The following is a 26,154-nucleotide window of genomic DNA, read 5'->3' on the forward strand; positions in this document are numbered from 1 at the left end:
CTTTTTATTTTGCGAGTCGGCGGTTCGTGGGAGCGGGCTTGCCCCGCGAAGCAGGCAGCGCTGTGCCTGGCACCGGCTTTGCCGGTGTTCGCGGGGCAAGCCCGCTTCTACAGGAGTATGTGACAGGTCAGACCTTCGGCGGCCCTGGATAGCCGCAGGCTGCCCAGGCCTCGGGGCGTTCGTACCAGGCCATGAGCAGCAGTTGCAGCAGCGAGGCATGGCCCTGGCGCAGCAGATTCAGCGAACTGTCCCGCCAGCGTTCGAGAAAGCGGTCCAGCTCTGTATCCGTGGCGCCGGCCCAGCCGCCCCAGATGCCGGTCAGCGGCCCTCGGGTCAGCGGCAGGGTGAGCACGTCGAACAGTTGCCGGGTCAGCTTGAGCATGGCGGGCGACAGCGCCGCCAGCTTGTGGTCGAGGCTGTGCAGCACCAATTCGGTGGAAGCCAGGGTACCCGCCAGCACGACGGGTATCAGGGCCTGCAGCAGCGGCAGGTCGTCATCACGCAGGACCTGATAACCGGGCGAGGCCGCCTGCGGCGTACAGCCGACCAGGCTGGTTGCACCCAGGAACAGGCTGGCGCCGAAGCTGAACCTGAGCAGGTCGCGACGATGCATGAGGCGCCTGCGCTCAGCGGATGAACAGCTTGTAGACCAAGCGCTGCAAGGCTTTGCCATAGGGCGGGTAGATCGTATTGGCGGCATTGATGCGCTGCTTGGCCAGCACGGCCTTGGCCTTGCTGAAGGTCAGGAAACCCTCGTGGCCATGGTAGTGGCCCATGCCGGACGGGCCGACGCCGCCGAACGGCAGGTCGTCCTGGGCCACATGCAGCAGGGTGTCGTTGAGGCAGACGCCGCCTGAGTGGGTGTCGCGCAGTACCCGTGCCTGCTCACCTTTGTCATAGCCGAAATAGTAGAGCGCCAGGGGCCGGGGGCGCTGGTTGATGTAGGCCAGGGCGTCGTCCAGGCGGTCGTAGGGCACCAGCGGCAGCAAAGGGCCGAAGATCTCGTCCTGCATCACCTGCATGCCGTCGTGCACCTGCAGCAGCAGGTGTGGCGGCAGATGGCGGCCCTGGCGGGGCTCGTCGGGGTAGAGGTCGAGCACCTGGGCGCCTTGCTCAAGGGCATCGTCGAGCAGGCGATTGAGGCGACCGAGCTGCCGCTCGTTGATGATCGCGCTGTAGTCGGGGTTGTCGGTCAGGCGCGGATAGAAGCGATGCACGGCGCGGCGGTAGGCATCGGCGAAGGCGTCCAGGCGTTCGCGGGGCACCAGCACGTAGTCGGGGGCGACGCAGGTCTGCCCGGCATTGAGGGTCTTGCCGAAGGCGATGCGTTCGGCGGCGGTGTCCAGCGGCACATCGGCCGAGACGATGGCCGGCGACTTGCCGCCCAGCTCCAGGGTCACCGGGGTGAGGTTCTGCGCGGCGGCCAGCATCACATGGCGGCCGACGCTGGTGGCACCGGTGAACAGCAGGTGGTCGAAAGGCAGGCGGGCGAAGGCCTGGCCGACCTCCACCTCGCCCAGTACTACACTGACCAGATCGCTGGGGAACACACGCCCGAGCAGGTCCTTGATGGCCTGCCCACTGGCGGGCGTGGACTCGCTGAGCTTGAGCATCACCCGGTTGCCGGCCGCCAGGGCGCCGGTCAGCGGGCCGATGGCGAGGAACAGCGGGTAGTTCCACGGCACGATGATCCCCACCACCCCCAGTGGCTGGTACTCGATCCGCGCGCTGGCGGGCTGGAAGGCCAGGCCGACCTTGCGCCGCGAGGCGCGCATCCAGCGCCCCAGCTGTTTTTCCGCGTCGCGCAGGCCGAGGACCGACGGCATCAGCTCGGCGATCAGGGTCTCGTCGCGGCTGCGGCCGCTGAAGTCGGCGTCGATGGTCGCGATCAGCGTCTCCTGCTCGGCCAGCAGCGCCTCACGCAGGCTTTTCAGCCACTGCCGGCGTTGCGCGGCCGGGGGCATCGGGTTGTCGGCGAAGGCCCGACGCAGGGCGTCGAACGTCGCTTGCAGGTCGAGGTCGGATTGCACAGGGGGGAGGACGGCAGGCGAGGTCATGGCGGCTCCGGGGGGTGACAAGTGAATAGAGCATATACTCTAATTGGTACGATGGTGCACTCTTTTTCACCTGGCCGGCGGTGCACCCGACCTACGGGAAGCCGTAAGATGGGTCCGATCAATCAAGCTGGAGACTGGAGCTGAGCATGGCCCCGCGCATGAAGACCCGAGAGCGCATCGTGCAGAGCAGCCTGGAGCTGTTCAACCAGCAGGGCGAGCGTTGCGTCAGCACCAACCACATTGCCGCGCACATGGAAATCTCGCCCGGCAACCTGTACTACCACTTCCCCAACAAGCAGGCGATCATCGCCGTGCTGTTCAACCAGTACGAAGAACTGGTCGACAGCTTCCTGCGCCCGCCCCAGGGCCGCATCGCCACCGTCGAGGACAAGCGCTTCTACCTCAAGGCGCTGCTGGCGGCGATGTGGAACTACCGTTTCCTGCACCGTGACCTGGAGCACCTGCTCGACAGCGACCCGGAGCTGGCCGCCCGTTACCGGCGTTTCTCGCGGCGCTGCCTGCTGCAGGGGCAGGCGATCTACCGGGGCTTTGTCGAGGCTGGCATCCTGAGCATGGACGGCCCGCAGATCGAGTCGCTGACCATCAACGCGTGGATCGTGCTGACCTCCTGGGTGCGTTTTCTCAGCACCACCCGCGAGCATTGCGCGCACCTGGGTGAAGAAGCGTTCATGCGCGGCGTCTATCAGGTGGTGGTGCTGGAACTGGGGTATGTCACCCCAGGCTCGCGTGCCGCGGTGCAGGCGTTGTGCGATGAGTTCCACGTTCCTTTCAACCAGGCCCTGGAGCAGTGAACCGGGGTCTTCGAGCCATTCATCAGGAGATTGTCATGCCCCTTGCGCAACTGATCACCCCGCAACAGCTGGCCGAATGCCTGGACGCGCCCGGCCTGGTGATCCTCGATTGCCGCTTTGCCCTGGAGGACGTCGACTACGGCCAACGCAGCTATGCCGAGGGGCATATCGCCGGGGCGCATTTCGCCGACCTTGAGCGTGACCTGAGCGGGCCGGTGGTCAAGGGCCGCACGGGGCGTCACCCGCTGCCCGATCCGCAGCGGCTGGTGGAGCGCCTGCGCGAGTGGGGCGTAGACAACGACAGCCAGGTAGTGCTCTACGACGATGGTCCCGGTGCCTTCGCCGCCCGGGCCTGGTGGCTGCTGGCCTGGCTGGGCAAGCGCGATGCGGTGTTCATTCTCGACGGCGGCCTGAAGGCCTGGCATGCCGCCCACCTGCCGTTGAGCCTGGACCCGCCCGTGCGTCGCGAGGGGACGTTCAGCGGCGAGCCGGACATGAAGCTGCAGATCGACGCCACACACCTGGTCAAGCGCCTGGACGATCCGGCGCTGACCCTTATCGATGCCCGCGGGCTGCCGCGTTTCCGTGGCGAGGTGGAACCGATCGACCCGGTGGCCGGGCACATCCCGGGCGCCAAATGTGCGGCGTTCACCGACAATCTTGGAGCCGACGGGCGCTTCCTGCCGACCGACAAGCTGAAGCAGCGTTTTGCCGAAAAGCTGGCCGGTCGTTCGCCGGAGGATCTGGTGGCCTATTGCGGCTCTGGCGTGACGGCCTGCCACAACCTGTTTGCCCTGGCGCTGGCGGGGTATCCGCTGGGGCGGCTGTATGCCGGGTCGTGGAGTGAATGGATCAACGATCCGCAGCGTGGCGTGGCGACTGGCGAGTAATTCGTAACGTGGGAGCGGGCTTGCCCCGCGATGGGCCGGTGATGCCATCGCGGGGCAAGCCCGCTCCCACGAAGTCCTCTCTCAGCCCTGCTCCTGGATGAGGGCTAGCGCCCGTCCATCAGCCATTGCGGAATACGCCGTTCCAGGTAGTACCCCGGATTGCGCAGGCTGCCCTCGACGAATCCCACATGGCCACCGCGCTTGTGCAGTTCGAACTGCGTCAGGGGCGCCAGTTCATTCGCAGCCGGCAGGCTATGACCGAATACGAACGGATCATCGCTGGCATGGATGATCAGTGTCGGCGTACGGTTCTCTCCCAGGTAATAGCGGCTGGATGCCCGGCGGTAGTAGTCGTGGGCATCGCTGAAGCCATTGAGTGGCGCGGTCACCTTGCCATCGAAGTCCCAGAAGGTGCGCAGGTCATGCAATGGCCCCAGGCGGTCGAGGGTCGCCAGTCCTTCATGGTGGCCCTTGTCGCGAAAGTGCCGTTGCTTGTCCTGCACATACGCCAGCATCGCGCGCATGAAATGCGCCTGGTAGATCTTCGAGAAGCCCAGGCCGATGCGGTCGGCGCACTGGTCCAGGCGAAACGGCACCGAAACCGCCACCGCAGCTTCCAGCAGGCTGGCCGAGCCGCTTTCTCCCAGGTACTTGAGCAGCACATTGCCGCCCAGCGAGTAGCCCACGGCATACAACGGTGCCAGTGGCCGCTGCGCCCGCAGGTGACCGATGATCTCCGCCAGGTCTTCGCTGGCCCCGGAGTGGTAGCTACGCGCCAGCAGGTTGGGCTCGCCCGAGCAGCCGCGCCAGTTCACCGCGACGCTGGCCCAGCCACGCCCCTGCAAGGCCAGTTGCAGGCCTTTGACGTAGGGCGAGTTGGACGAGCCGGTGAGGCCGTGGAGCACCAGCACCAACGGCGCGTCGGGTTGGTGTGGCCCGTGCCAGTCGAGGTCGAGGAAGTCGCCGTCGGCCAGCCACAGGCGCTCGCGGTTGCGCGGCAGGTCCGGGAGCTTGCGCCAGAGAGGCCCCCACAGTGTCTGCAGGTGGGGGTTGGACAGGCCGGTGGCCGGGCGGAAGGTGGCGGTGAGGCTGGGCATGCTGGGCGACTCGTGGTGTGCCTGCCTAGAGTGCCATGAAACACCGCCGCTGTACCTGCGCTATTGGTCGGCATCTGGCGGAGGTGGCAAGGGTAACTGTTCTACGTCCGGGCCCAGGCTTATGACTACTTGTGGGGCTTTGGCCAGCAGTGTCCTTGCGGCCTCGCGGATGTCTGCCGGGGTCAGCGCTGCCAGTTTGTCGGAGTAGGTCGCCAGGTGGTCCGCAGGCAGCTCCTGATGGCTGAACGTCGCCAGGTACTTGGCCAGGTCCTCATTGCTTGCCAGGGTATGCTGGAACTTGCCGACCAGTTGGCTCAAGGCCAAGTCGCATTCAACCTGGGTCGGTCCATGCGTACCCAGGCATGCCAGCATGTTTGCGACCAGCATGCATGAGGCGTCGCGAAACTCAGGAGCAATATCCCACTCGACTTGCAGCAGGTTGGCAGCATCGAACGGTTGCAGCGTTGAGCTGGCGCTGTAGGTCAGGGCGCGCTTGACCCGAAGCTCCTGAACAAGCCTCGATTCGAAGCCGCCCCCGAGAATTTCATCCAGCATGACCAGTGCGGGATGCCATGGGCTCCCTGGCGATACGTTGACCGGCACTGTGAGCATGACCGAGGTCGAGGTTCCTGCCCTTTCAAGGCGTTGTGTGTGCGCGCTCGGCGCTGGGGAGAGGGCTGGCAGCTGTGCCGCCCAGTTTTGCGGTAGCGCCTGAACGAGGTCGGCAACCAGTTGGTGCGCCTCTGCTGGTGACAGGTCGCCCACCAGGCCGATATCGACGTTGTTGGCCGAATAGGCGCGCTGGTGAAAGGCCCGTAGCTGTTGGTCCGTAATGCCATCAAGCCCTTCGGCCGTGCCTGTCACAGGGATGGCATAGGGGTGATCGGCGAACACGTGGGCCATGGTGGCGTCCGACTTTCTTGTCGAGGGGTACCATGCTCGTGCTCGCTGGGCGATGGCTAGTCGCTCACGAATGCGCGCAACGTCGGACGGGCGCAATGCCGGTTGGGCGAGCATTTGCGTGAACAGCGACAGAACACTGGCCCGCAGTGCGGGCAGGCTCAGGCAGCGAAGGGTAACCACGGCTTCATCGTGCTTGATGCTTCTGTTCATGATTGCGCCATGGCCTTCGAGAAGCTGGGCGAACCGAGTGCTATCGAGCTGTTCGGTACCTTGGTCGAGGCTGTACAAGACAAGAGCGGCTAGGCCTGGGTTGTCGCCATCGAGCACGCTACCGGCACGGAAGCGAAGCGCCAGGTCGAACATCGGCCGTTCATGGGCCGGCATGAAGCTGACCCGGGCACCTTCGGGAGTGACCCACTGCTGGACCTTGACCGCCAACGATTGCGGTTGCGTCAGATCAATGCCTTGGGCAGCGTTCAAACCGGCCATGGCGGCGACCGCTGCATCGGTGGAAGGGCCGCTGCAGGTCAACGGCGTGGAGGTACTGGCTGCTTGATTCATGCTGGATCTCCGAGCTGCAGGTAGGTAACAGTCAGCCTATCGCGGCTCAGGTAGTCGAGTGCGACTTGGCGTACGGTTGCGCTGTCGAGGTGTCGGACGATGTTGGCCTGCTGGTCGATCAACGAAGGCCCCAGGCCTGAGGCAGCTGCTTGTCCAATAAGTCTGGCTTGCCAGGTGATGCTTTCCTGGTTGAACAGGTAGCGGGCAAGCAGGCGCAGTTTCGTGCGATCCAGTTCTTCCTGAGTGAGCGATGTGTGGCGCAGTTCATCTACCAATTTGTAGATTTCTTCGGCAGCGTCGTGAGGGGTGCAGTTGTCGGTATTCACGTACGCAGAAATCGTCAGCAGGGTGTCGCCGCGAAGCAGCGGGTCGTAGGAAAGCACAACCCCCTTCAGTACGTTCCTGTCGCGCACCAAACGGCTGTACAGTCTTGCGCTGAAACCTTTGCCGAGCAGCTCGCCGAGCAGCTTCAGCGCTGGGCCTGTGGTTGCCTGGGGCGCAGTTGCCAGGCTTGGCACGTTGAATGACATGAACAACCCCTCACGTCCCATAGGCAGGCCTACAGCCTGGCTTCGCGCCTTTAACGGTAATTCGTGGCGTGGGGCGCGGCGCGGCGTTGTGGCTGCTACAGGCAGGTCTGCAAAATACCGGGCCACGTGCTGCTTGAGCGTTGTGAGGTCGACGGCGCCTACTACCACGAGCGTGGCGTTACCTGGTGCGTACCATTGGTCGTACCAACTGCGCAGCGTGTCGAGCGTCAGGTTGTTCAGGTCACTGGCGAAGCCGAAGGTGGGATTGCCGTAAGGGCTGCCCGCATGTGCGAGCTTCAAGTGCTGATGACTTGCTTGCTGCAACGGGGCGTTGTCGATTTTCAGCCGGCGCTCGTCTTCGACCGCTTTTATCGCCAGGTCCATTTCAGGCTGGCCGAAGGTTGCAGTGGTCATGGCATCAGCCATGATTTCCAGGGCGATCGGCAGGCGTATCGCGGGTAGTTGAATATCGAAAGCCGTCGCGTCGTCTGTGGTGGTGCCATTGGCTTTGCCGCCCAGGCGCGCGATCACCTGTAGGTACTGACCTTTGGCGAGTTTGCTGCTGCCATCGAAGATCAGGTGTTCCAGAAGGTGCGAAAGGTTGGTTTGGCCCGCCGGTTCATCGCTGGCACCCACGTGGTACCAGAGTTGAACCGCTGCCAGTGGGGTGCGGTGGTCCTCTCGCAGGTAGACGGTCAAACCGTTGTCCAGCGTGAAGTGTTGTAACGCTGCCGATGGTGCGGCTGCGATGGCCGTTAGGCCGGCAGAGACCACTGCGTCGTCGAGAAGGGGAGGCGATGACATGGCCGAAGTGCTCCTGGTTGGTGGTGAACCGGAGCAGCTTCAGCAAAAATGCGCGTCTGCCAGCACTACATAGTTAGGGCTTTCTCAACTGCGCTGCCACAACGCGTAGTGCACCTGGCCTGTCTTCTTCTCGCGGTGCAGGCGCCAGTTGCCTGGCATCGGCAGCGAAGAGGGCACGGCTTCGCTTTCGGTGTAGATCCACGCCTGCTCGCGCAGCCACTGGCCCTGCTCCAGCAGGTTGCAGGTGTTGGCCAGCAGGTCCTGGTGGAACGGCGGGTCGAGGAACACTACATCGAACTGCTGTTTGGCCGGGCCTTGCAGGTAGCGCAGGGCGTCGGTCTGCAGGATCTGCCCACGCGGGCAGCGCAGCAGTTCGAGGTTGTTCTTGAGATTGGCGATGGCCGCCGGGTTGCTGTCCAGCGCCACGGCGTTTTCGGCGCCGCGGGACAGCGCCTCGAGCACCAGCGCGCCGCTGCCGGTGAAGGCATCGAGCACCAGTGCGCCTTCGATGTGCGGCGCCAGCCAGTTGAACAGGGTCTCGCGCACACGGTCAGGCGTCGGTCGCAGGCCTTCGCCTTCCGGCACGGCCAGGCGGCGGCTGCGCCACTCGCCGGCGATGATGCGCAGTTGGCCGGGGCCCTTGCTGGCGCCCGGTGCCGGGCGCGCTGGGGTGTTGGGTCTTGCCATTAGTGCTCCGGTACGCCGAGCGGCTGCTCGGCGGGTTTGTCAGTGGGGGCCGGCAGGGGCTGCTGGGCCACCTTCGGGCCGACGGTGACGATCACCAGCTTGTCCGCCGCCAGATGCTTGTTCATGGCGGCCTTGACCTGCTCGACGGTCAGCGCCTGGGATTGCTGCATGAAGTCTTCCAGCCAGCTCAGCGGCAGGTTGTAGAAGCCGATCGCGCCCAGTTGGCCGACGATGCTGGCATTGCTGGCGTTGGACAGCGGGAAGCTGCCGGCCAGCTCGCGCTTGGCATCGTCCAGCTCCTGCTGGGTCGGGCCGCTCTTGAGGTAGTCGGCAAGGATATCCTGCACAAGCTTGAGCGTGCCCTCGCTGAGTTCGGCGCGGGTCTGCAGGTTGATCATGAACGGGCCGCGTACCTGCATCGGGCTGAACACCGAGTACACGCCGTAGGTCAGGCCGCGTTTTTCGCGGACTTCGCTCATCAGGCGGGTACCGAAGGCGCCGCCACCGAGGATCTGGTTGCCCAGCGACAGGGCCGGCCAGTCCGGATCGTTACGGTCGATGCCCAGCTCGGCCAGCATCAGGTGGGTCTGCTTGGACGGGAAATCGATGTGGGTCGCACCCGGCTTGGGCTCGACCGGTTGCTCGGGCTTGGCCAGGGCCGGGCCTTTGGGCAGGCCGGCGGAGACCTGGGCGGCAATGGCTTCGGCTTCGCCGCGGCTGAGGTCGCCGACCAGGGCGATCACCGCGTTGCCGGCCGCGTAGGCCTTGGCGTGGAAGCCGCGCAGCTGTTCCAGGGTAATGCCCGGGATGGTTTCGGCGGTGCCGTCGCTGGGGCTGGCGTAAGGGTGTTTGCCGTAGAGGTTGGCGAACAGGGCCTTGCCGGCGATCTTGCCCGGGTTCTGCTTCTCGTACTCGAAACCGGCCAGCAGCTGGTTCTTGATGCGCTTGAGGGCATCCTCGGGGAAGGTCGGCTGGCCCACCACCTCGGTGAACAGCTTCAGCGCCGGCTCGCGCTTGTCGCTGGCGCTGAGGCTGCGCAGCGACGCCACGGCCATGTCGCGGTACGAACCGTTGCCGAAGTCGGCGCCCAGGCCTTCGAAGCCCTCGGCGATGGCGGTAACGTCCTTGCCGGCCACGCCCTCGTTGAGCATGGCGTTGGTCAGGGTGGCCAGGCCCGGGGTGCCGCCGTCCTGGCTGCTGCCGGCGGCGAAGGTCACGCGCAGGTCGAACATCGGCAGCTCGCGGGCCTCGACGAACAGCACGCGGGCGCCTTCGGCGGTGGACCAGTGCTGGATGTTCAGCTGGCGCCGGCTGGGGGCCTTGCCGTCCAGTTCGGCCAGCGATTGCAGGGTGTTGGATGGGCGGGCCGCGGTGTCCGCCTTGCCTTGGCTGTCGGACTGGGCCGGGCGCGCCAACAGCACGGCGACGGCCACCACCAGCACGATGATCGCCAGGCCGAACAGGGTGTAGCGCGGTGCGCTGCGATCACTCATGAGCGGACTCCTCGGGCAGTACATGGGCAACGCTCAGGCGTTCGCGGGTGAAATAGGTGCGGGCGGCGGCCTGGATGTCCTCCGGGGTCACGCGCTTGAGGTCGTCGAGCTCGCTGTCTATCAGCTTCCACGACAGGCCGACGGTTTCCAGCTGGCCGATGGTGGTGGCCTGGCTGCTGATGGAGTCGCGGTCATAGACCAGGCCGGCGATCACCTGGGCGCGCACGCGTTCGAGTTCTTCCGCGGTCGGTGGCGTGGTCTTGAGTTCGTCGAGCAGCTGCCAGATGCCTTTCTCCACTTCGGCCAGGGTCTTGTGCTTCTGCACGTTGGGCGTGGCCGAGATCATGAACAGGCTGTCACCGCGGGTGAAGGCGTTGTAGCTGGACGAGGCGCCGGCCACCAGTTCCTGGCCGCGCTCCAGGCGCGCCGGCATGCGGGCGCTGTAGCCGCCGTCGAGCAGGGCCGAGATCAGGCGCAGGGCGTTGACGCTGCGCGGGTCCTTGGCCGTGGCCAGGGCCGGTACGTTGAAGCCGTAGACCAGGCTGGGCAGTTGCGTGCGCAGGTGCAGGGTGAGCTGGCGTAGGCCCGGCTCGGCCAGCTCCAGCGGCAACTTGCTTGGCGGCACGGCGCGCTTGGGGATGGGGCCGAAGTACTTCTGCGCGAGGGCTTTCACCTCGTCGGGCTTGACGTCGCCGACCACCACCAGGGTGGCATTGTTCGGTGCGTACCAGGACTCGTACCAGTGGCGCAGTTCATCGACCTTCATGCGCTCGAGGTCGGCCATCCAGCCGATGGTCGGGGTGTGGTAGCCGCTGGCCGGGTAGGCCATGGCGCGGAACAGCTCGAAGGCCTTGGCGTTGGGCTGGTCGTCGGTGCGCAGGCGGCGTTCTTCCTTGATCACCTCGATTTCGCGGCTGAACTCGTCGGCCGGCAGGCGCAGGCTGGCCAGGCGGTCGGCCTCCAGCTCGAAGGCCACCGGCAGGCGGTCACGGGCCAGCACCTGATAGTAGGCGGTGTAGTCGTCGCTGGTGAAGGCGTTCTCCTCGGCACCGAGATCGCGCAGGATGCGCGAGGCCTCGCCGGGGCCGAGCTTGGCGCTGCCCTTGAACATCATGTGCTCCAGGGCGTGGGACAGGCCGGTCTGGCCCGGCGTCTCGTAGCTGGAGCCGACCTTGTACCAGATCTGCGAAACCACCACCGGCGCACGGTGGTCCTCGCGCACGACCACCTTCAGGCCGTTGTCGAGGATGAATTCGTGGGTGGGTTGCACATCGGCGGCGAAGGCCGCCAGCGGCAGGCACAACGTGCCGAGCAACAGGCCAGCGGCGCGGCGGGCTAGAGCATTCATACGGTGTTCAACCTGTTCGGCGGCCCGCTTGGGTTTAGCGTCGGCGGGCCAGGAGGTGCTAGGATACTGATCCGGTTGCCTGGCGACCATGCCTGTCGCCGTTCTGGCCCGCAGGCCCTTACGACAAAACGTTGCGCATGAACCCGCTGGCTTCACAGTAGTCTGTTCTGCGTGACCCAAGAATTCCCGATGCACCACTGCTGGCGCATCGCTACCCTGAGATAGCCGTCTTCCATGTTTGGTTCCAACGACGACAAAAAAGCGCCGGCCGCGGCTGGCGAGAAGAAAGGCCTGTTCAGCTGGTTCCGCAAGAAGCCGGAGCAACCTGTCGCCGAACAGCCGCAAGCCCCCCAACCGCCCGCTGAGGCGCCGGTGGTACAGCCGCCTCCCGCCGAGCAGCCCGCTCCGCTGGCCGAGGCACCCCAGCCTGCGCCGGTAAGCGCGCCGGCCGAGCCGGAGCCCGCCGCTGCGCCGCTGACCGCACCGGTGGTCGAAACACCTCAGCCTGTGCCGGTGGAAGTCCCGGTCGAGCCTGTCCAGACGGCCGAACCTGAGCCTGCCGCGGTGCCTCAGGCGCCGCAGCCCGCTGTAGTGCTCGAAGCACCCCAGTCTGTGCCGGCAGAAGTCCCGGCCGAGCCTGCCGCGGTGCCTCAGACGCCGCAGCCTCCTGTGGGAGCGGGCTTGCCCGCGAATGCGTCGGACCTGTCAACGGTTGTGCCCGAGCCAACACCGCCTGCGCCTGTAAGCAACCTGGTGCTGCCGGTCGCGGAAGAGCCGGTGGCGCTGGTGCCTGACCTGGAACCCAAGGTCCCGCCGGCTATCCCTGAGCGCCAGCCCCCTGAGGTGGTGGTGCCCGAGCCAGCACCGGTGGTGATTGCCCCTGTGGTCGAGCCGGAACCAGAAGCGCCTGTCACTCCCGCTCCGGCTGCCGTGGAACCCGCTCCAGTCGCAGCCGAACCCGCCAAAACAGGCTTCTTCGCCCGCCTCAAGCAGGGCCTGTCGAAGACCAGCGCCAGCATCGGCGAGGGCATGGCCAGCCTGTTCCTGGGCAAGAAGGTCATTGACGACGACCTGCTCGACGAGATCGAGACCCGCCTGCTGACCGCCGACGTCGGCGTCGAGGCCACCTCGACCATCGTCCAGAACCTGACGCAGAAGGTCGCCCGCAAACAGTTGGCCGACGCCGATGCCCTGTACAAGTCGTTGCAGGATGAGCTGGCCGCCTTGCTGCGTCCGGTCGAGCAGCCGCTGAAGATCGAGGCGCAGAGCAAGCCCTATGTAATCCTGGTGGTCGGCGTGAACGGCGCCGGCAAGACCACCACCATCGGCAAGCTGGCCAAGAAGCTGCAGCTCGAAGGCAAGAAGGTCATGCTCGCTGCTGGCGACACCTTCCGCGCCGCGGCGGTGGAGCAACTGCAGGTCTGGGGCGAGCGCAACCAGATCCCGGTGATCGCCCAGCACACCGGAGCCGACTCGGCCTCGGTGATCTTCGACGCCGTGCAGGCCGCCAAGGCCCGTGGCGTCGATGTGCTGATCGCCGACACCGCCGGCCGCCTGCACACCAAGGACAACCTGATGGAGGAGCTGAAGAAGGTCCGTCGGGTGATCGGCAAGCTCGACGCCGAGGCGCCCCACGAGGTGCTGCTGGTGCTCGATGCCGGTACCGGGCAGAACGCCATCAGCCAGGCCAAGTACTTCAACCAGAGCGTCGAGTTGACCGGCCTGGCCCTGACCAAGCTGGACGGCACCGCCAAGGGCGGCGTCATCTTCGCCCTGGCCAAGCAGTTCAATATCCCGATCCGCTTCATTGGTGTGGGCGAGGGTATCGACGACCTGCGCACCTTCGAGGCCGAACCCTTCGTCAAGGCGCTGTTCGCCGAGCGGGAACCTTCATGATCCGATTCGAACAGGTAGCCAAGCGCTATCCCAACGGCCACGTCGGCCTGCACGAGCTGAGCTTCCGGGCGCGTCGTGGCGAGTTCCTGTTCGTCACCGGCCACTCCGGCGCCGGCAAGAGCACCCTGCTGCGCCTGCTGCTGGCCATGGAACGTCCGACCAGCGGCAAGCTGCTTTTGGCCGGGCAGGACCTGGGCCAGATCAGCAACGCGCAGATCCCGTTCCTGCGCCGGCAGATCGGCGTGGTGTTCCAGAACCACCAACTGCTGTTCGACCGCACGGTGTTCAACAACATCGCCCTGCCGCTGCAGATCCTCGGGCTGTCCAAGGCCGAGATCGCCAAGCGCGTGGATTCGGCGCTGGAGCGCGTGTCGCTGAGCGACAAGGGCGAGCTGTTCCCGGCCGACCTGTCCACCGGCCAGCAGCAGCGCGTGGGCATTGCCCGCGCCATCGTCCACCAGCCGGCCCTTCTGCTGGCGGACGAGCCCACCGGTAACCTCGACCCGCGCCTGGCCGCCGAGATCATGGGCGTGTTCGAGGACATCAATCGCCTGGGTACCACGGTATTGATCGCCAGCCACGACCTGGCGCTGATCGCGCGCATGCGCCACCGCATGCTGACGCTGCAACGCGGCCGCTTGATCGGCGATGGGGAGGCCGGGCAATGAGCACCACACGTACACCAAAGGTTTCCGAGCGCGTGGCGCCGAAAGCCGCCGACCCACAACCGACGAAGAAAAAGCGTGGCGATCACGACGACGATGGCCCGGACTTCAGCACCCTGCTGCACGCCTGGCTGGAAAGCCACCGCGCCAGCCTGGCCGACAGCCTGCGCCGACTGGGCAAGCAGCCGATCGGCAGTTTCTTCACCTGCCTGGTGATGGCCGTGGCGCTGAGCATGCCCATGGGCCTGTCGCTGTTGCTGAAGAACGTTGAGAAACTCGGCGGTTCCTGGCAGCGCGCGGCGCAGATCTCGCTGTACCTCAAGCTCGACGCCAGCAGCCGCGACGGCGAGGCGCTGCGTGACGAGATCAAGGGCATGCCCGGCGTCGCCGAGGCCCAGTACGTCAGCCGCGAGCAGGCACTGGAAGAGTTCCAGCAGCAGTCGGGCCTGGGTGAGGCGCTGCGCGAGTTGCCGGACAACCCGCTGCCGGGCGTGGTGGTGGTGACCCCGACCGAGGTCGACAAGCCCGCCCTGGAGGCCTTGCGTCAGCGCCTGTCCGAGTTGCCGCGGGTGGAAGCGGCGCAGCTGGACCTGGTGTGGGTCGAGCGCCTGGCGGCAATCCTCAAGCTGGGTGACCGGTTCGTCTTCGGCCTGGCGGTGATGCTGATTTCTGCTCTGTTGTTAGTAATCGGTAACACAATTCGTCTACATATCGAAAACCGCCGGGTCGAGATCGAAGTGATCAAGCTCGTCGGTGGCACCGACAGCTACGTGCGCCGACCTTTCCTGTACATGGGCGCGCTGTATGGCCTGGGCGCGGGCGTACTGGCCTGGGGCATCCTGGCGTTCGGCCTGAACTGGCTGAACGACGCGGTGGTCGGGCTGTCCGGCCTGTACGGCAGTGATTTCGCCCTGGGTGGCGTACCGGCCTCCGATGGTCTTTCACTCTTGATCGGGGCGGTGCTGTTGGGGTATATCGGTGCATGGATCGCCGTTGCTCGTCACCTGAACGAGCTCGCGCCGCGATAAATGTTTCATGGCCAGTATTGACAAATTTTTCATCCTGGAACTTGTACAACGGTTCCTTGTCTATGCTGGCAGTGCCCACAAGGCACGAGTCTGTAAGCCGGAGGTACTTGAATGACCACATCGTTGCAACCTGCCTATGCCCTGGTTCCCGGTGCAAACCTGGAAGCCTACGTGCACACGGTCAACAGCATCCCCTTGCTGTCGCCGGAGCAGGAGCGTGATCTGGGCGAGCGTCTCTACTATGAGCAGGATCTCGAGGCCGCTCGTCAAATGGTGATGGCCCACCTGCGTTTCGTCGTACACATCGCCCGTAGCTACGCAGGCTACGGACTGGCCCAGGCCGACCTGATCCAGGAAGGCAACGTCGGCCTGATGAAGGCGGTAAAGCGTTTCAACCCGGAAATGGGCGTGCGTCTGGTGTCCTTCGCGGTGCACTGGATCAAGGCCGAGATCCACGAGTTCATCCTGCGCAACTGGCGCATCGTCAAGGTGGCCACCACCAAGGCCCAGCGCAAGCTGTTCTTCAACCTGCGCAGCCAGAAGAAGCGTCTGGCCTGGTTGAACAATGACGAAGTGCATCGCGTGGCCGAAAGCCTCGGCGTCGAGCCCCGTGAAGTGCGCGAGATGGAAAGCCGCCTGAGCGGCCAGGACATGGCCTTCGACCCGGCGGCCGAAGCCGACGACGACAGCGCCTTCCAGTCGCCCGCGCATTACCTGGAAGACCACCGCTACGACCCGGCCGTGCAGCTGGAGGACGCCGATTGGAGCGACAACTCCACCAGCAACCTGCATGAAGCGCTGCAAGGTCTAGACGATCGCAGTCGCGATATCCTCTACCAGCGCTGGTTGGCCGAGGAAAAGGCCACGCTGCATGAGCTGGCGGAGAAGTACAGCGTTTCGGCCGAGCGTATTCGCCAGCTGGAGAAGAACGCGATGAACAAGGTCAAGGCACTGATCGCGATCTGATCGGCGCCTGGCTGGAGTGAAAAAGCCGCTGTTCTCGCAAGAGACAGCGGCTTTTTCGTGTGTTGTGGCGCGTGGGCGCGGGCTTGCCCCGCGATGCAGATGTGGCGATGAATCGTCTATTGCGGGGCAAGCCCGCTCCCACGAAAGCCAGGCCTCAAAGCCTGCGCGAACTATCCAGCTGCATCAGGTAGCTCGGTCCGCCCAGCTGGCTCATTTGCCGGCGAATCCAGCCCGACCGGCTCGCCACATAGGCGCTTGGCCGGCTGGCACTCCACTTGATCGGACTCGGCAGCACCGCTGCGAGCTGTGCGGCCTGTTGTCGCGTCAGGCGGCTGGCGTCCACGCCGAAGTGGTAGCGTGCCGCGGCCTGGGCACCGAACACGCCCTTGCCCCATTCGGCGCTGTTCAGGTAGACCTCGAGAATCCGCTCCTTCGACCAGAACAGCTCGATCAGCGCGGTGAACCAGGCTTCCAAACCCTTGCGCAACCAGCTGCGCCCGGACCACAGGAACAGGTTCTTGGCCACCTGCTGGGTCAGGGTGCTGGCGCCACGCACCTTGCCGCCACGCTCGTTGTAGGCCAGCGCCGCCTGGATGGCTGGGATGTCGAAGCCCCAGTGGCTGGCGAACTTCTGGTCCTCGCCGGCGATGACCGCGACCTTGAGCTCGTCGGAGATGTCCGCCCAGGGCGTCCAGTCGCGTTGCAGGTCGATGGGCTCGCCGCTGAACCACGACTCTACCTTGCGCTCGACCATCAGCGCGGTGCCGGGCGGTGGAACCCAGCGCAGCACCAGGACCACGGCGGCACTGCCGGCGGCGAACCACAGCAGGGCGCGGGAAAGGTGGCGCAGGAGAGATGACAGCATGGTGATGGCTTGGCCGGACCGTTGGAACGGGCCATTATACAGACCCCTCCCGAGGAGTCGTCCCATGCTTCGCAGCTTCCTGATGCTCGCCGCGTTCTTCGGTTTTACCGGCGTTGCCCTCGGCGCCTTCGCCGCCCATGGCCTGAAGAGTCGTCTCAGCGCCGACTACCTGGCGATCTTCCATACCGGCGTGACCTACCAGCTGGTGCACGCCCTGGCGATCCTCGGTGTGGCGGTGCTGTCGGCGCACCTGCCGGGGCGCCTGGTCGGCTGGGCCGGCGGTCTGTTCGCCGTGGGTATCCTGCTGTTCTCCGGTAGCCTCTACTTACTGACCCTGAGCGGCCTGGGCAAGCTCGGCATGATCACCCCGCTGGGTGGCCTGTGCTTGCTCGCCGGTTGGTTGTGCCTGGGCCTGGCCGCCTGGCGCCTGGGCTGACCGAACGGTCCACAATCGCGACTAATGGCGTGCGTCGCCCTTGGGTTGAGGGGTGGATCGGCGCTAGAATGCGGGCCCCAAAGAACAATGGTGGCCGTGCGCATGCGCATTCAATTGAACGGTGAACCTTACGAACTGCCCGAGGGCGAGAGCGTCGCGGCGCTGCTGGGCCGGCTGGAGCTGGCCGGTCGCCGGGTGGCGGTGGAACTGAACCTGGATATCGTGCCGCGCAGCCAGCACGACAGTACGCGATTGAGCGAAGGCGACCAGGTCGAAGTGGTTCATGCCATTGGCGGTGGTTGAGCGCGTTCCGCCGATTCATCCGGCCGATTCATCCAAAGCCCCGTAACCTTTCCAGAGGAACATCGATGAGCAACGTTCGCAGCGACAAGCCTTTCGTCCTGGCCGGGCGCACTTTCCAGTCGCGCCTGCTGGTCGGCACCGGCAAGTACCGTGACATGGAGGAAACCCGCCTGGCCACCGAGGCCTCGGGTGCCGAAATCGTCACCGTGGCCGTGCGTCGCACCAACCTCGGCCAGAACGCGGGCGAGCCGAACCTGCTCGATGTGCTGTCGCCCGACAAGTACACCATCCTGCCGAACACCGCGGGCTGCTTCGATGCGGTCGAGGCGGTGCGTACCTGCCGCCTGGCCCGTGAGCTGCTCGACGGCCACAAGTCCCACGAGGAGCGGACGCTGGTGAAGCTGGAAGTGCTGGCCGACCAGAAGACCCTGTTCCCCAACGTGATCGAAACCCTCAAGGCCGCCGAAGTGCTGGTCAAGGACGGCTTCGATGTGATGGTCTACACCAGCGATGACCCGATCATCGCCCGCCAGCTGGCCGAAGCCGGCTGCATCGCCGTCATGCCGCTGGCCGGCCTGATCGGCACCGGCCTGGGTATCTGCAACCCCTACAACCTGCAGATCATCCTCGAGGAATCCAAGGTGCCGGTGCTGGTCGATGCCGGCGTGGGGACCGCCTCCGACGCCACCATCGCCATGGAGATGGGTTGCGAGGCGGTGCTGATGAACTCGGCCATCGCCCACGCCCAGCAGCCGGTAATGATGGCCGAGGCCATGAAGCACGCCATCATTGCCGGCCGCATGGCGTATCTCGCCGGGCGCATGCCGAAGAAACTCTATGCCAGCGCGTCCTCGCCGCTGGAAGGTCTGATCAAGTAAGAGCCCCAGATGACTGAATCGCAAGAAACGCCGATCACTGAAGACGGCGAAGCCCGCCCGCACCGCCGCATCAAGAGCTTCGTGATGCGTGCCGGACGCATGACCGAAGGCCAGCAACGCGGCCTGGAGCAGGGCGGTCCGCTGTTCATCCTGCCGCTGACCGACAGCCCGGTAGACTACGATCAGGTGTTTGGCCGTTCGGCGCCGCGCACCCTGGAGATCGGCTTCGGCATGGGCCATTCGCTGCTGGAAATGGCCGCCGCCTCGCCCGAGCTGGATTTCATCGGTGTCGAAGTGCACCGTCCGGGTGTCGGCGCGTTGCTAAATGGCGTGCTGACCCAGGGCCTGAAGAACCTGCGAGTGTACGACTGTGATGCCATCGAGGTGCTCAACCGCTGTGTGGCCGACAACAGCCTCGACCGGCTGATGTTGTTCTTCCCGGATCCGTGGCACAAGGCGCGTCATCACAAGCGCCGGATCGTTCAACTGGAGTTCGCCGAGCTGGTGCGCCGCAAGCTCAAGCCCGGTGGCGTATTCCACATGGCGACCGACTGGGAGCCCTATGCCGAGTACATGCTGGAAGTGATGAGCGCAGCGCCCGGCTATCGCAACCAGGCGGCTGATGGCGCCTACGTGCCACGCCCGGAAGAACGGCCGATCACCAAGTTCGAGCGCCGCGGTGAGCGCCTTGGGCATGGGGTGTGGGACTTGAAGTTCGAGAAGGTGAACTGAGCCGGGTTCGTTCGGCGCTGTCCTTCAAGCTTGCGAGATTGTAGGTACAAAAAAACCGCCTTGAGAAGGGCGGTTTTTTTATGCGGGCTTCGGGTTACGAATCCTCGACCTGCGTGTTTCAATTTCACTGGAGACAGTTCACGGTTCAAATACTAGGGTTGCCTGGAGGTTGCGTCAATCGTGGAAATATCCAGCATTACGTGTGACTGGGCGAGTAACAGCTTCACCTTTTCAGAAAGCGTAAGATCACGCCGCTCTCATGTGATTCTTTCCAGTGTCGGGCCGGGAACGAATTCAATCCGTTGTCTCGGCCCCTTCGACGCGGCCCACGAACCGCGCCGGTGGAGTTTTCGAAGGGCCATCCACCTGGCCGCTTCACTGGAGATGGTTCACACGATTTCCGAAGGCGTCGAAGTGCCGGTCAGACGCTGGAAGATTGGCCCAGCCAACACGGAGGCCAAGGCATATGAAGCGTTTGCTGAATACGCTGAGCCGCGTCTGGAAGTTGATTCGGATCCTGATTGTTTTCAGGTCTGTCAGGGACTTCCTGCGCGATCACTTTGACGATGCCCGCTAAGGGTTAGTCGGGTGAGAAGCCGTCCTGGCTCGCCAGGGCGGCTTTTAACAGCGCTCAGCCCCGCCGATCAGCCGCCCCGCCAATCAACACCAGCACCTTGGAAGACATCGGCAGGGCGCCAGCCAGGTCTGCCTGCAGCCAAAAAAAACCGCCTAGCTAAAGGCGGTTTTTTTATGCGGGCTTCGGGTTACGAATCCTCAGCCTGCGCATTTCAAGCGTCACTGGAGACCACCCACAAACGCGATACTAGGAGTACTCGTGGAGTGCGTCAATCACGGAAATATCAGGCATCAAGTGTGACTGAGCAGGTAACAGCCTAGAACCTTTCGCTGTCGTAAGATTGCCCCGCTCTCATGGGGGGTATCTCCAGTGGCGGGCCGGGAAGCGAATTCGTTCTGTTGTCTCGGCCCCTTCGACGCGGCCTACGAACCGCGCCGGCAGAGTTTCGAAGGGCCATCTACCCGGCCACTTCATTGGAGACCACCCCACATGATCTCCGAAGGCGCCGAAGGGCCGGTCAGGCGCTGGAAGATTGGCCCAGCCAACATGGAGGCCAAGGCATATGAAGCGTTTGCTGAATACGCTGAGCCGCGTCTGGAAGCTGATTCGGATCCTGATTGTCTTCAGGACCGTCAGGGACTCTGTGGGAGCGGGTTTACCCGCGAACACCGGCGAAGCCGGTGCCAACCATAGTGTTGTCTGCTTCGCGGGTGAACCCGCTCCCACAGGAGCGGTTCAATCTTGCGAAGTCGCGTCAGCGCTCAACCCCGCCGATCGGCCACCACGCCAATCAACACCAGCACCACCAGCAGCACCGGTGCCAGCGCATAGTTGTTGAACTGCCCCAGGCCCTTGACGATCCACGGTGTCGCATAGATCAGCGCTGCGCCGCTGCCGATCATCACCAGCAGCGCCATGAACGGCACCCGCAAGGCGCCGGCCAGGCCGCCCAGGCGGCCTTCTACCCAGCCTTTGATATCGGTGCCGAACAGCACCAGCAGGCAGCCCACCAGGGCCAGCGAGATTTCTGACAGGTTGCTGCGGCTCCAGCGGGAAACGGTCGAGAGCAGGTCAAGTACCAGGTCCATGGGTCATCCTTAATTCAAGAAGTACTGCAGCAGGTCGTTGAGGAACAGCTGACCACGTGGCGTGGCGGCCAGCCGATCCGGTTCGACCTGCAAAAGGCCTTTTTGTTCGGCTTCACGGCGGGCTTCGGCCAGTTGTGCCAGGGGTAGGCCGGTGCGCAGGCTGAACAGTTCGGCCTCTACCCCGTCGGTGAGGCGCAGGGCGTTCATCAGGAACTCGAAGGGTAGCTCATCGGCCGGCAGCAGCTTCTCGCCGGCCTTGAACGGCTTGGCCGGGTTCAGGTAGTCCTTGGGCAGGCGGGTCTTCCAGGTGCGCAGGATGCGTCCGTCGGGGAACGACAGTTTGCCGTGGGCACCGGCACCGATGCCGATGAAGTCGCCGAAGCGCCAGTAGTTCAGGTTGTGCCTCGCGGCACGACCGGCCTGGGCGTAGGCCGAGACTTCGTACTGGCGGTAACCGTGATCGGCCATCAGCGCCTGGCCGGCTTCCTGGATATCCCAGAGGATGTCGTCCTCGGGCAGCTCAGGCGGCTGGTTCCAGAACACCGTGTTCGGCTCTACCGTCAGCTGGTACCAGGACAGGTGCGTCGGCGCCAGTTCGACGGCCTGACGCAGGTCGCCCAGGGCGTCGTCGAGCGACTGGTCCGGCAGGCCGTGCATCAGGTCCATGTTGAAGTTGTCGAAGCCTGCCGCCCGGGCCATGTCGGCGGCGCGCACCGCTTCGTCGCCATTGTGGATGCGCCCGAGCTTCTCGAGCTTGGCGGGCTGGAAACTCTGCACGCCGATGGACAGGCGGTTGATGCCGGTCTGCCGGTAGGCCTTGAACTTCTCCTGCTCGAAGGTGCCCGGGTTGGCCTCGAGGGTGATTTCGATGTCCGGGGCGAACGGGATGCGTTGCTCGACACCGCGCAGCAGGCGGCCCAGCGCATCGGCGCTGAACAGGCTGGGTGTACCACCGCCGAAGAAGATCGTGCTGATCGGGCGGCCCTGGACGGCAGGCAGTTCCTGGTCGAGGTCGGCCAGTAGAGCGTCGATGTATTCGGCTTCCGGCAGCGCCGGGCCGGCCTGGTGCGAGTTGAAGTCGCAGTACGGGCATTTGCGCACGCACCAGGGAATATGGATGTACAGCGACAGCGGCGGGAGTTCGGGAAGGATCAGGCCCGCCGGTTGCACGAACAGCTTTTCGGTCATGCCAGGCCCAGACGTTGACGCAGCAGGGCCATGGCGCGAGCGCGGTGGCTGAGCTGGTTCTTGTCGACCGGGGCGAGGTCGGCGCTGGAGCACTGGCGCTCCGGGACCCAGAACAGCGGGTCGTAGCCGAAGCCGTGCTCACCGCTGGCCTCGAACAGGATGCTGCCGTGCCACAGGCCTTCGCAGAGGATCGGCAGCGGATCGTCGGCATGCCGCACCAAGGCCAGGACGCAGACGAACTGTGCGCCGCGCTGGTCTTCAGGCACGTCCTGGAGCGCTTCGAGCAGCTTGGCGTTGTTCGCCGCGTCGCCCTTGCCGTCGGCGTAGCGCGCCGAGTAGATGCCCGGCGCGCCGCCGAGGAAGTCCACTGCCAGGCCCGAATCGTCGGCCAGGGCCGGCAGGCCGGAGATGCGTGCGGCGTTGCGCGCCTTGAGGATGGCGTTCTCGACGAACGACAGGCCGGTCTCTTCCGGCTCCACCTGGCTGAATTCGCCGATCGAGCGCAGGTGCACGGATTCGCCGAGCATGGCCTGCAGTTCCTTGAGCTTGCCGGCGTTGTGGCTGGCCAATACGAGTTGCGTAAGATTCATCATTCGCCTGGGAACACTTCCTGGTTGAAGCTGAGTTTATGACTGACGCCGCCGGTTTCGACGTTGATATCGAAAGTGACGGTCTCGGCCTGGTCGATCTTGAACTGGGCGATGTAGTAGACCGCGCCCTGGTCGGTGATCTGCTTGAACGACAGCGGGTTGCTGCGCCCGGTCAGGTCCTTCACCGTACCGCTGACCACCGCCGTTGCAGGCTTCTCGGCCTTGAGCACGGCGATGTTGAGCACGCCCTGGTTCTTGCTGCGGGTCAGGCCCGTGGCGGCGGCGATTTCCGGTTGCAGCATGCTCGAGGTGAAGGCGCTGTAGTGGACCGTCACATCGCCGAACACTTCCTTGCGGTCAGGCCTGGCGGCATCGGCAGCCAGTACCGGCAAGGCCAGGCACAGGCTGATCAGAAACAGTGCTAGTCGACGCATGATCCCATTCCTCCGTTCGCGAGGGTCAGACCGCGAGCTGATGCTCCTGCAGGCCCGGGCTGCTGACCCGATAGATACCGATCTCACCTAGAAGATTAGGCCAAAGCCGCCCACCCAACCCGTTACGGTGCAGACGGTCGACGGCCAGGCGGTCGAGGACCTTGGCGTGGCGCTCATGGCACAGGTTCTCGAAGTCCTCGAAGGTGCAGAAGTGGATGTTCGGGGTGTTGTACCAGGTATACGGCATGAAGTCCGAAACCGGCATGCGACCCTTGGTCGCCAGGTACCAACGGCAGCGCCAGTGGCCGAAATTGGGGAAGGTGATGATGCACTGGCGCCCCACCCGCAGCATCTCGTCGAGGATCCGGTCGGGGTATTCCACGGCCTGCAGGGCCTGGGTCATGACCACCACGTCGAAACTGTTGCTGGCGAAGTTGCCCAGGCCCTTGTCCAGGTCCTGCTCGATGACGTTGACTCCCTTGGCCACGCAGGCGGCGATGTTGTCGGCGTCGATCTCCAGGCCATAGCCGGTGACATTCTTGCGCTCGCGCAAGGAGGCCAGCAGTTCGCCGTTGCCGCAGCCCAGGTCGAGGACCCGGCTGCCGGCGGGGATCCAGTCTTGGATGATTTCCAGGTCGGCTCTCATGCGGTCCTCAGAGGGCGATGCGGTTCATGTAGTTCGCGAAGCCCTGCATGTAGCGGGGCGTCGGGATGAGGAAGGCGTCGTGGCCATAGGGCGAGTCGATGTCCAGGTAGCAGACGTTCTTGCGCGCGGCCATCAGGGCGTCGACGATCTCCCGCGAACGGGCCGGCGAGAAGCGCCAGTCGGTGGTGAACGACATGATGCAATAGTCCGCCGTGACGTGGGCCAGGGTAGCCGCCAGGTCACCGCCATGGGCCGCAGCCGGGTCGAAGTAGTCCAGCGCCTTGGTCATCAGCAGGTAGGTGTTGGCGTCGAAGCGGCCGGAGAACTCCTCGCCCTGGTAGCGCAGGTAGCTTTCGACCTGGAACTCGACGCTGTGGAAGTCGTAGTTGAGCTTGTCGCTCTTGAGCTCGCGGCCGAATTTCTCGCCCATCGAGTCGTCGGACAGGTAGGTGATGTGGCCGACCATGCGCGCCAGCATCAGGCCGCGCTTGGGGATTACGCCCTGGTCCTGGAACGAGCCGCCGTGGAACTCGGGGTCGGTGAGGATGGCCTGGCGCGCCACTTCGTTGAAGGCGATGTTCTGCGCCGACAGCTTGGGTGCCGAGGCGATGTCCACGCAGTGACGCACGCGGTCCGGATAGGTAATGGTCCACTGCAGCGCCTGCATGCCGCCGAGGCTGCCGCCGACGATGGCGGCCCAGGTCTGTACACCTAAGCGGTCGGCCAGGCGCGCCTGGCTGTGCACCCAGTCCTCCACGGTCAGCACCGGGAAGTCGGCGCCGTAGGGCTTACCGGTGGCCGGGTTGATGCTGCTGGGGCCGGTGCTGCCGTTGCAGCCACCCAGGTTGTTCAGGCTGACAACGAAGAAGCGGTTGGTGTCGATCGGCTTGCCGGGGCCGATGCAGCTGTCCCACCAGCCCGGCTTGCGGTCGGTGGCGGCATGGTAGCCGGCGGCATGGTGATGGCCGGACAACGCATGGCAGATCAGCACGGCATTGCTGGCAGTGCTGTTGAGGGTGCCATAGGTTTCGTAGATGAGCTCGTACGAGGCCAGGGAGCGGCCACAAGCCAGGGCCAGCGGTTCATCGAACCGGGCAATCTGCGGTGTTACCAGACCGACGGAATCTTCGGGAAGGACAGTGGACATCGACCCTGCTCACGCTTGACGGAGGCGTAAGTCTAAAGAGCGCTACCCCCAGCGGCAAGCAAAGGCTTGCCGCTGGATGCGGTGCGGGTCAGATCATCCGCCACAGCTCTTGCGGCATGCCGGCGTAGGCCGCCAGCTGGGGCATCAGGAACGACTGGATCACCTGGATGGCGATGAAGGCGAAGATCGGCGAAATGTCCATGCCGCCGAGGTTCGGCACCAGGCGGCGGAACGGCGCCAGCACCGGCTCGCTGATCTGGTAGGCCAGTTCGGCGGCGGGGTTGTGGCTGTTCGGCGCGACCCACGAGACGATGACCATGACGATCATCGCCACCCAGAAGATCTTCAGGAACAGCGAGGTGATGCCCAGGATCGACCACATCACCAGGTGCAGGATGTCGCCGAAGGTGCCGTAGGTGACCATCAGCACGAAGGCCATCAGCAGTGCCTGGATCAGGATCGACAGCAGCAGCGAGGAGGTGTCCAGGCCGGCGATGCTGGGAACCACCCGGCGCAGCGGCTTGAGCAGCGGCTGGGTGGCGCGCACGGCGAACTGGCTCAGCGGGTTGTAGAAGTCGGCCTTGACCAGCTGCAGCACGAAGCGCAGCAGGACGATCACCAGGTACAGGCTGACCAGGGTTTGCACCACGAAGATCGCGGCGCCGGACAATGCATTCATCAATGGCTCCTTATTTGCCCAGTTGTTCGGCCAGTTCGGCGGAACGTTTCGCCGCGGCCTGAAGTGCCTGCTCGACGATCACCTCGAACCCGCTGGCCTGGAACGACTTGATCGCCGCTTCCGTGGTGCCGGCCGGCGAGGTCACGCGGCGGCGCAGCTCGGCGGCGTCGACGTCGCTGGCAACCGCCATGCGGGCGGCGCCCAGGGCGGTCTGCAAGGTGAGTTGCGAGGCAGTTTCACGCGGCAGGCCGAGTTTCTCGCCGGCGGCGGTCATGGCTTCGATCAGCAGGAAGAAATAGGCCGGGCCGCTGCCGGAGACGGCGGTGACGGCATCCAGTTGTTGTTCTTCGTCCAGCCACAAGGCGGTGCCGACAGCCGACAGCAGCTGTTCGGCCTGCTGGCGCTGCTCGGCGGACACTTCCCCGGTGGCATACAGGCCGCTGACGCCCTGGCGCAGCAGCGCCGGGGTGTTGGGCATGCAGCGCACCACCGGGATCGCGCCCAGCCAGGCCTGCAGGCTGGCGCAGGTGATGCCGGCGGCAATGGACACCACCAGTTGGCCGGGCTTGAGGTTCGGCTTCAGTGTTTCGCAGACCGCCTTCATGACCTGCGGTTTGACCGCCAGCACGATCACGTCCACGCCCTCGATGGCCTGGGCGTTGCTTTCGAAGGCATCAATGCCGTGCTCGGCCTGGATCCGCGCACGGGTTTCGGCACCCGGGTCGCTGGCGCGGATCTGCGCGGCGTCCAGGCCCTGGGCACGCAGGCCGCCGATCAGGCTGGCGGCCATGTTGCCGGCACCGATAAAGGCAATACGAGTCTTGCTCATGTCAGGTCCTTGAGGGAAAGAGTGA

General features: G+C 64.9%; 27 protein-coding genes. 10 read left to right on the forward strand and 17 right to left on the reverse strand.

Annotated elements, in window-relative coordinates:
- Positions 1–127 precede the first annotated feature (127 nt).
- Complete coding sequence (locus tag AC0MAZ_RS05020; protein ID WP_203648564.1) at positions 128–613, reverse strand: twin-arginine translocation pathway signal protein; 486 nt, start codon at positions 611–613, stop codon at positions 128–130.
- A 13-nt stretch (positions 614–626) separates the two neighbouring features.
- Positions 627–2,057, reverse strand: coding sequence for a coniferyl aldehyde dehydrogenase (locus AC0MAZ_RS05025; RefSeq protein WP_475860422.1), 1,431 nt, complete (start codon positions 2,055–2,057; stop codon positions 627–629).
- 146 nt (positions 2,058–2,203) lie between these two features.
- On the opposite strand from AC0MAZ_RS05025, the gene AC0MAZ_RS05030 reads away from it, so the two are divergent.
- Both AC0MAZ_RS05030 and AC0MAZ_RS05035 read left to right on the forward strand, forming a co-directional pair.
- Complete coding sequence (locus AC0MAZ_RS05030; RefSeq protein ID WP_050707373.1) at positions 2,204–2,869, forward strand: TetR/AcrR family transcriptional regulator; 666 nt, start codon at positions 2,204–2,206, stop codon at positions 2,867–2,869.
- 35 nt (positions 2,870–2,904) lie between these two features.
- Positions 2,905–3,759 carry a sulfurtransferase gene (locus AC0MAZ_RS05035; protein ID WP_203648560.1) on the forward strand — a complete coding sequence of 285 codons (855 nt, stop codon included), beginning with the start codon at positions 2,905–2,907 and terminating at the stop codon, positions 3,757–3,759.
- A 104-nt stretch (positions 3,760–3,863) separates the two neighbouring features.
- Here AC0MAZ_RS05035 and AC0MAZ_RS05040 read toward each other — a convergent pair whose 3' ends face one another.
- The 6 genes from AC0MAZ_RS05040 to AC0MAZ_RS05065 form a co-directional block, all read right to left on the reverse strand.
- Positions 3,864–4,856, reverse strand: coding sequence for a hydrolase (locus AC0MAZ_RS05040; RefSeq protein WP_475860425.1), 993 nt, complete (start codon positions 4,854–4,856; stop codon positions 3,864–3,866).
- 60 nt (positions 4,857–4,916) lie between these two features.
- Positions 4,917–6,320: a M16 family metallopeptidase gene (locus AC0MAZ_RS05045; protein WP_475860428.1), complete on the reverse strand. Its 1,404-nt coding sequence runs from the start codon at positions 6,318–6,320 to the stop codon at positions 4,917–4,919.
- Positions 6,317–7,654, reverse strand: a complete 1,338-nt coding sequence (locus tag AC0MAZ_RS05050) for a M16 family metallopeptidase (RefSeq protein ID WP_475860430.1) — start codon at positions 7,652–7,654, stop codon at positions 6,317–6,319. Before AC0MAZ_RS05050 ends, AC0MAZ_RS05045 begins: the two co-directional genes overlap by 4 nt.
- Positions 7,655–7,738: 84 nt before the next feature.
- A complete protein-coding gene (rsmD, locus tag AC0MAZ_RS05055; protein WP_330103416.1) occupies positions 7,739–8,341 on the reverse strand; it encodes a 16S rRNA (guanine(966)-N(2))-methyltransferase RsmD in 603 nt (200 codons plus the stop codon).
- On the reverse strand, positions 8,341–9,834 hold the full coding sequence (locus tag AC0MAZ_RS05060) for a M16 family metallopeptidase (protein ID WP_475860432.1): 1,494 nt from the start codon (positions 9,832–9,834) through the stop codon (positions 8,341–8,343). Before AC0MAZ_RS05060 ends, rsmD begins: the two co-directional genes overlap by 1 nt.
- On the reverse strand, positions 9,827–11,182 hold the full coding sequence (locus tag AC0MAZ_RS05065) for a M16 family metallopeptidase (RefSeq protein ID WP_234562107.1): 1,356 nt from the start codon (positions 11,180–11,182) through the stop codon (positions 9,827–9,829). The genes AC0MAZ_RS05060 and AC0MAZ_RS05065 overlap by 8 nt, the downstream gene beginning before the upstream one ends.
- Before the next feature lie 234 nt (positions 11,183–11,416).
- Here AC0MAZ_RS05065 and ftsY point away from each other — a divergent pair, with 234 nt between their 5' ends.
- From ftsY to rpoH, 4 genes are all read left to right on the forward strand, one after another.
- Positions 11,417–13,078 carry a signal recognition particle-docking protein FtsY gene (ftsY, locus tag AC0MAZ_RS05070; protein WP_475860435.1) on the forward strand — a complete coding sequence of 554 codons (1,662 nt, stop codon included), beginning with the start codon at positions 11,417–11,419 and terminating at the stop codon, positions 13,076–13,078.
- Positions 13,075–13,746: a cell division ATP-binding protein FtsE gene (ftsE, locus tag AC0MAZ_RS05075; protein ID WP_011531723.1), complete on the forward strand. Its 672-nt coding sequence runs from the start codon at positions 13,075–13,077 to the stop codon at positions 13,744–13,746. The genes ftsY and ftsE overlap by 4 nt, the downstream gene beginning before the upstream one ends.
- Positions 13,743–14,771, forward strand: a complete 1,029-nt coding sequence (ftsX, locus tag AC0MAZ_RS05080; protein ID WP_232854892.1) for a permease-like cell division protein FtsX — start codon at positions 13,743–13,745, stop codon at positions 14,769–14,771. The genes ftsE and ftsX overlap by 4 nt, the downstream gene beginning before the upstream one ends.
- A gap of 111 nt (positions 14,772–14,882) precedes the next feature.
- Positions 14,883–15,737, forward strand: coding sequence for an RNA polymerase sigma factor RpoH (gene rpoH / locus AC0MAZ_RS05085; RefSeq protein ID WP_050707365.1), 855 nt, complete (start codon positions 14,883–14,885; stop codon positions 15,735–15,737).
- A 154-nt stretch (positions 15,738–15,891) separates the two neighbouring features.
- Here the strand turns inward: rpoH and mtgA are convergent, their stop codons facing one another.
- Positions 15,892–16,602 (reverse strand): monofunctional biosynthetic peptidoglycan transglycosylase, encoded by a 711-nt coding sequence (gene mtgA / locus AC0MAZ_RS05090; protein ID WP_203648539.1) that lies wholly within the window; start codon positions 16,600–16,602, stop codon positions 15,892–15,894.
- A gap of 64 nt (positions 16,603–16,666) precedes the next feature.
- On the opposite strand from mtgA, the gene AC0MAZ_RS05095 reads away from it, so the two are divergent.
- The 4 genes from AC0MAZ_RS05095 (at position 16,667) to trmB (ending at position 18,951) form a co-directional block, all read left to right on the forward strand.
- Entirely contained in the window at positions 16,667–17,038 is a 372-nt protein-coding gene (locus tag AC0MAZ_RS05095; RefSeq protein ID WP_475860440.1) for a DUF423 domain-containing protein, read from the forward strand.
- 102 nt (positions 17,039–17,140) lie between these two features.
- Positions 17,141–17,341: a sulfur carrier protein ThiS gene (gene thiS, locus AC0MAZ_RS05100; RefSeq protein ID WP_203648535.1), complete on the forward strand. Its 201-nt coding sequence runs from the start codon at positions 17,141–17,143 to the stop codon at positions 17,339–17,341.
- A 65-nt stretch (positions 17,342–17,406) separates the two neighbouring features.
- A complete protein-coding gene (locus tag AC0MAZ_RS05105) occupies positions 17,407–18,219 on the forward strand; it encodes a thiazole synthase (RefSeq protein ID WP_475860443.1) in 813 nt (270 codons plus the stop codon).
- A gap of 9 nt (positions 18,220–18,228) precedes the next feature.
- A complete protein-coding gene (trmB, locus tag AC0MAZ_RS05110; protein ID WP_475860446.1) occupies positions 18,229–18,951 on the forward strand; it encodes a tRNA (guanosine(46)-N7)-methyltransferase TrmB in 723 nt (240 codons plus the stop codon).
- A 1,338-nt stretch (positions 18,952–20,289) separates the two neighbouring features.
- On the opposite strand, the gene AC0MAZ_RS05115 is transcribed toward trmB, so the two are convergent.
- The 8 genes from AC0MAZ_RS05115 to proC form a co-directional block, all read right to left on the reverse strand.
- A complete protein-coding gene (locus AC0MAZ_RS05115; RefSeq protein ID WP_011531731.1) occupies positions 20,290–20,616 on the reverse strand; it encodes a DUF3392 family protein in 327 nt (108 codons plus the stop codon).
- 9 nt (positions 20,617–20,625) lie between these two features.
- Complete coding sequence (hemW, locus tag AC0MAZ_RS05120; RefSeq protein WP_475860448.1) at positions 20,626–21,804, reverse strand: radical SAM family heme chaperone HemW; 1,179 nt, start codon at positions 21,802–21,804, stop codon at positions 20,626–20,628.
- A complete protein-coding gene (rdgB, locus tag AC0MAZ_RS05125; RefSeq protein ID WP_203648526.1) occupies positions 21,801–22,397 on the reverse strand; it encodes an RdgB/HAM1 family non-canonical purine NTP pyrophosphatase in 597 nt (198 codons plus the stop codon). The genes hemW and rdgB overlap by 4 nt, the downstream gene beginning before the upstream one ends.
- A complete protein-coding gene (locus AC0MAZ_RS05130) occupies positions 22,394–22,828 on the reverse strand; it encodes a DUF4426 domain-containing protein (protein ID WP_203648518.1) in 435 nt (144 codons plus the stop codon). The genes rdgB and AC0MAZ_RS05130 overlap by 4 nt, the downstream gene beginning before the upstream one ends.
- A gap of 25 nt (positions 22,829–22,853) precedes the next feature.
- Positions 22,854–23,474, reverse strand: a complete 621-nt coding sequence (metW, locus tag AC0MAZ_RS05135; protein ID WP_011531735.1) for a methionine biosynthesis protein MetW — start codon at positions 23,472–23,474, stop codon at positions 22,854–22,856.
- Positions 23,475–23,481: 7 nt separating this feature from the next.
- On the reverse strand, positions 23,482–24,621 hold the full coding sequence (gene metX / locus AC0MAZ_RS05140) for a homoserine O-succinyltransferase MetX (protein WP_234562116.1): 1,140 nt from the start codon (positions 24,619–24,621) through the stop codon (positions 23,482–23,484).
- 88 nt (positions 24,622–24,709) lie between these two features.
- Positions 24,710–25,300, reverse strand: a complete 591-nt coding sequence (locus AC0MAZ_RS05145) for a YggT family protein (protein ID WP_203648514.1) — start codon at positions 25,298–25,300, stop codon at positions 24,710–24,712.
- Between the two features lie 10 nt (positions 25,301–25,310).
- Positions 25,311–26,129 (reverse strand): pyrroline-5-carboxylate reductase, encoded by an 819-nt coding sequence (gene proC, locus AC0MAZ_RS05150; RefSeq protein WP_232854900.1) that lies wholly within the window; start codon positions 26,127–26,129, stop codon positions 25,311–25,313.
- Between the last annotated feature and the right edge of the window lie 25 nt (positions 26,130–26,154).

It is taken from the genome of Pseudomonas sp. A, from assembly GCF_056270345.1.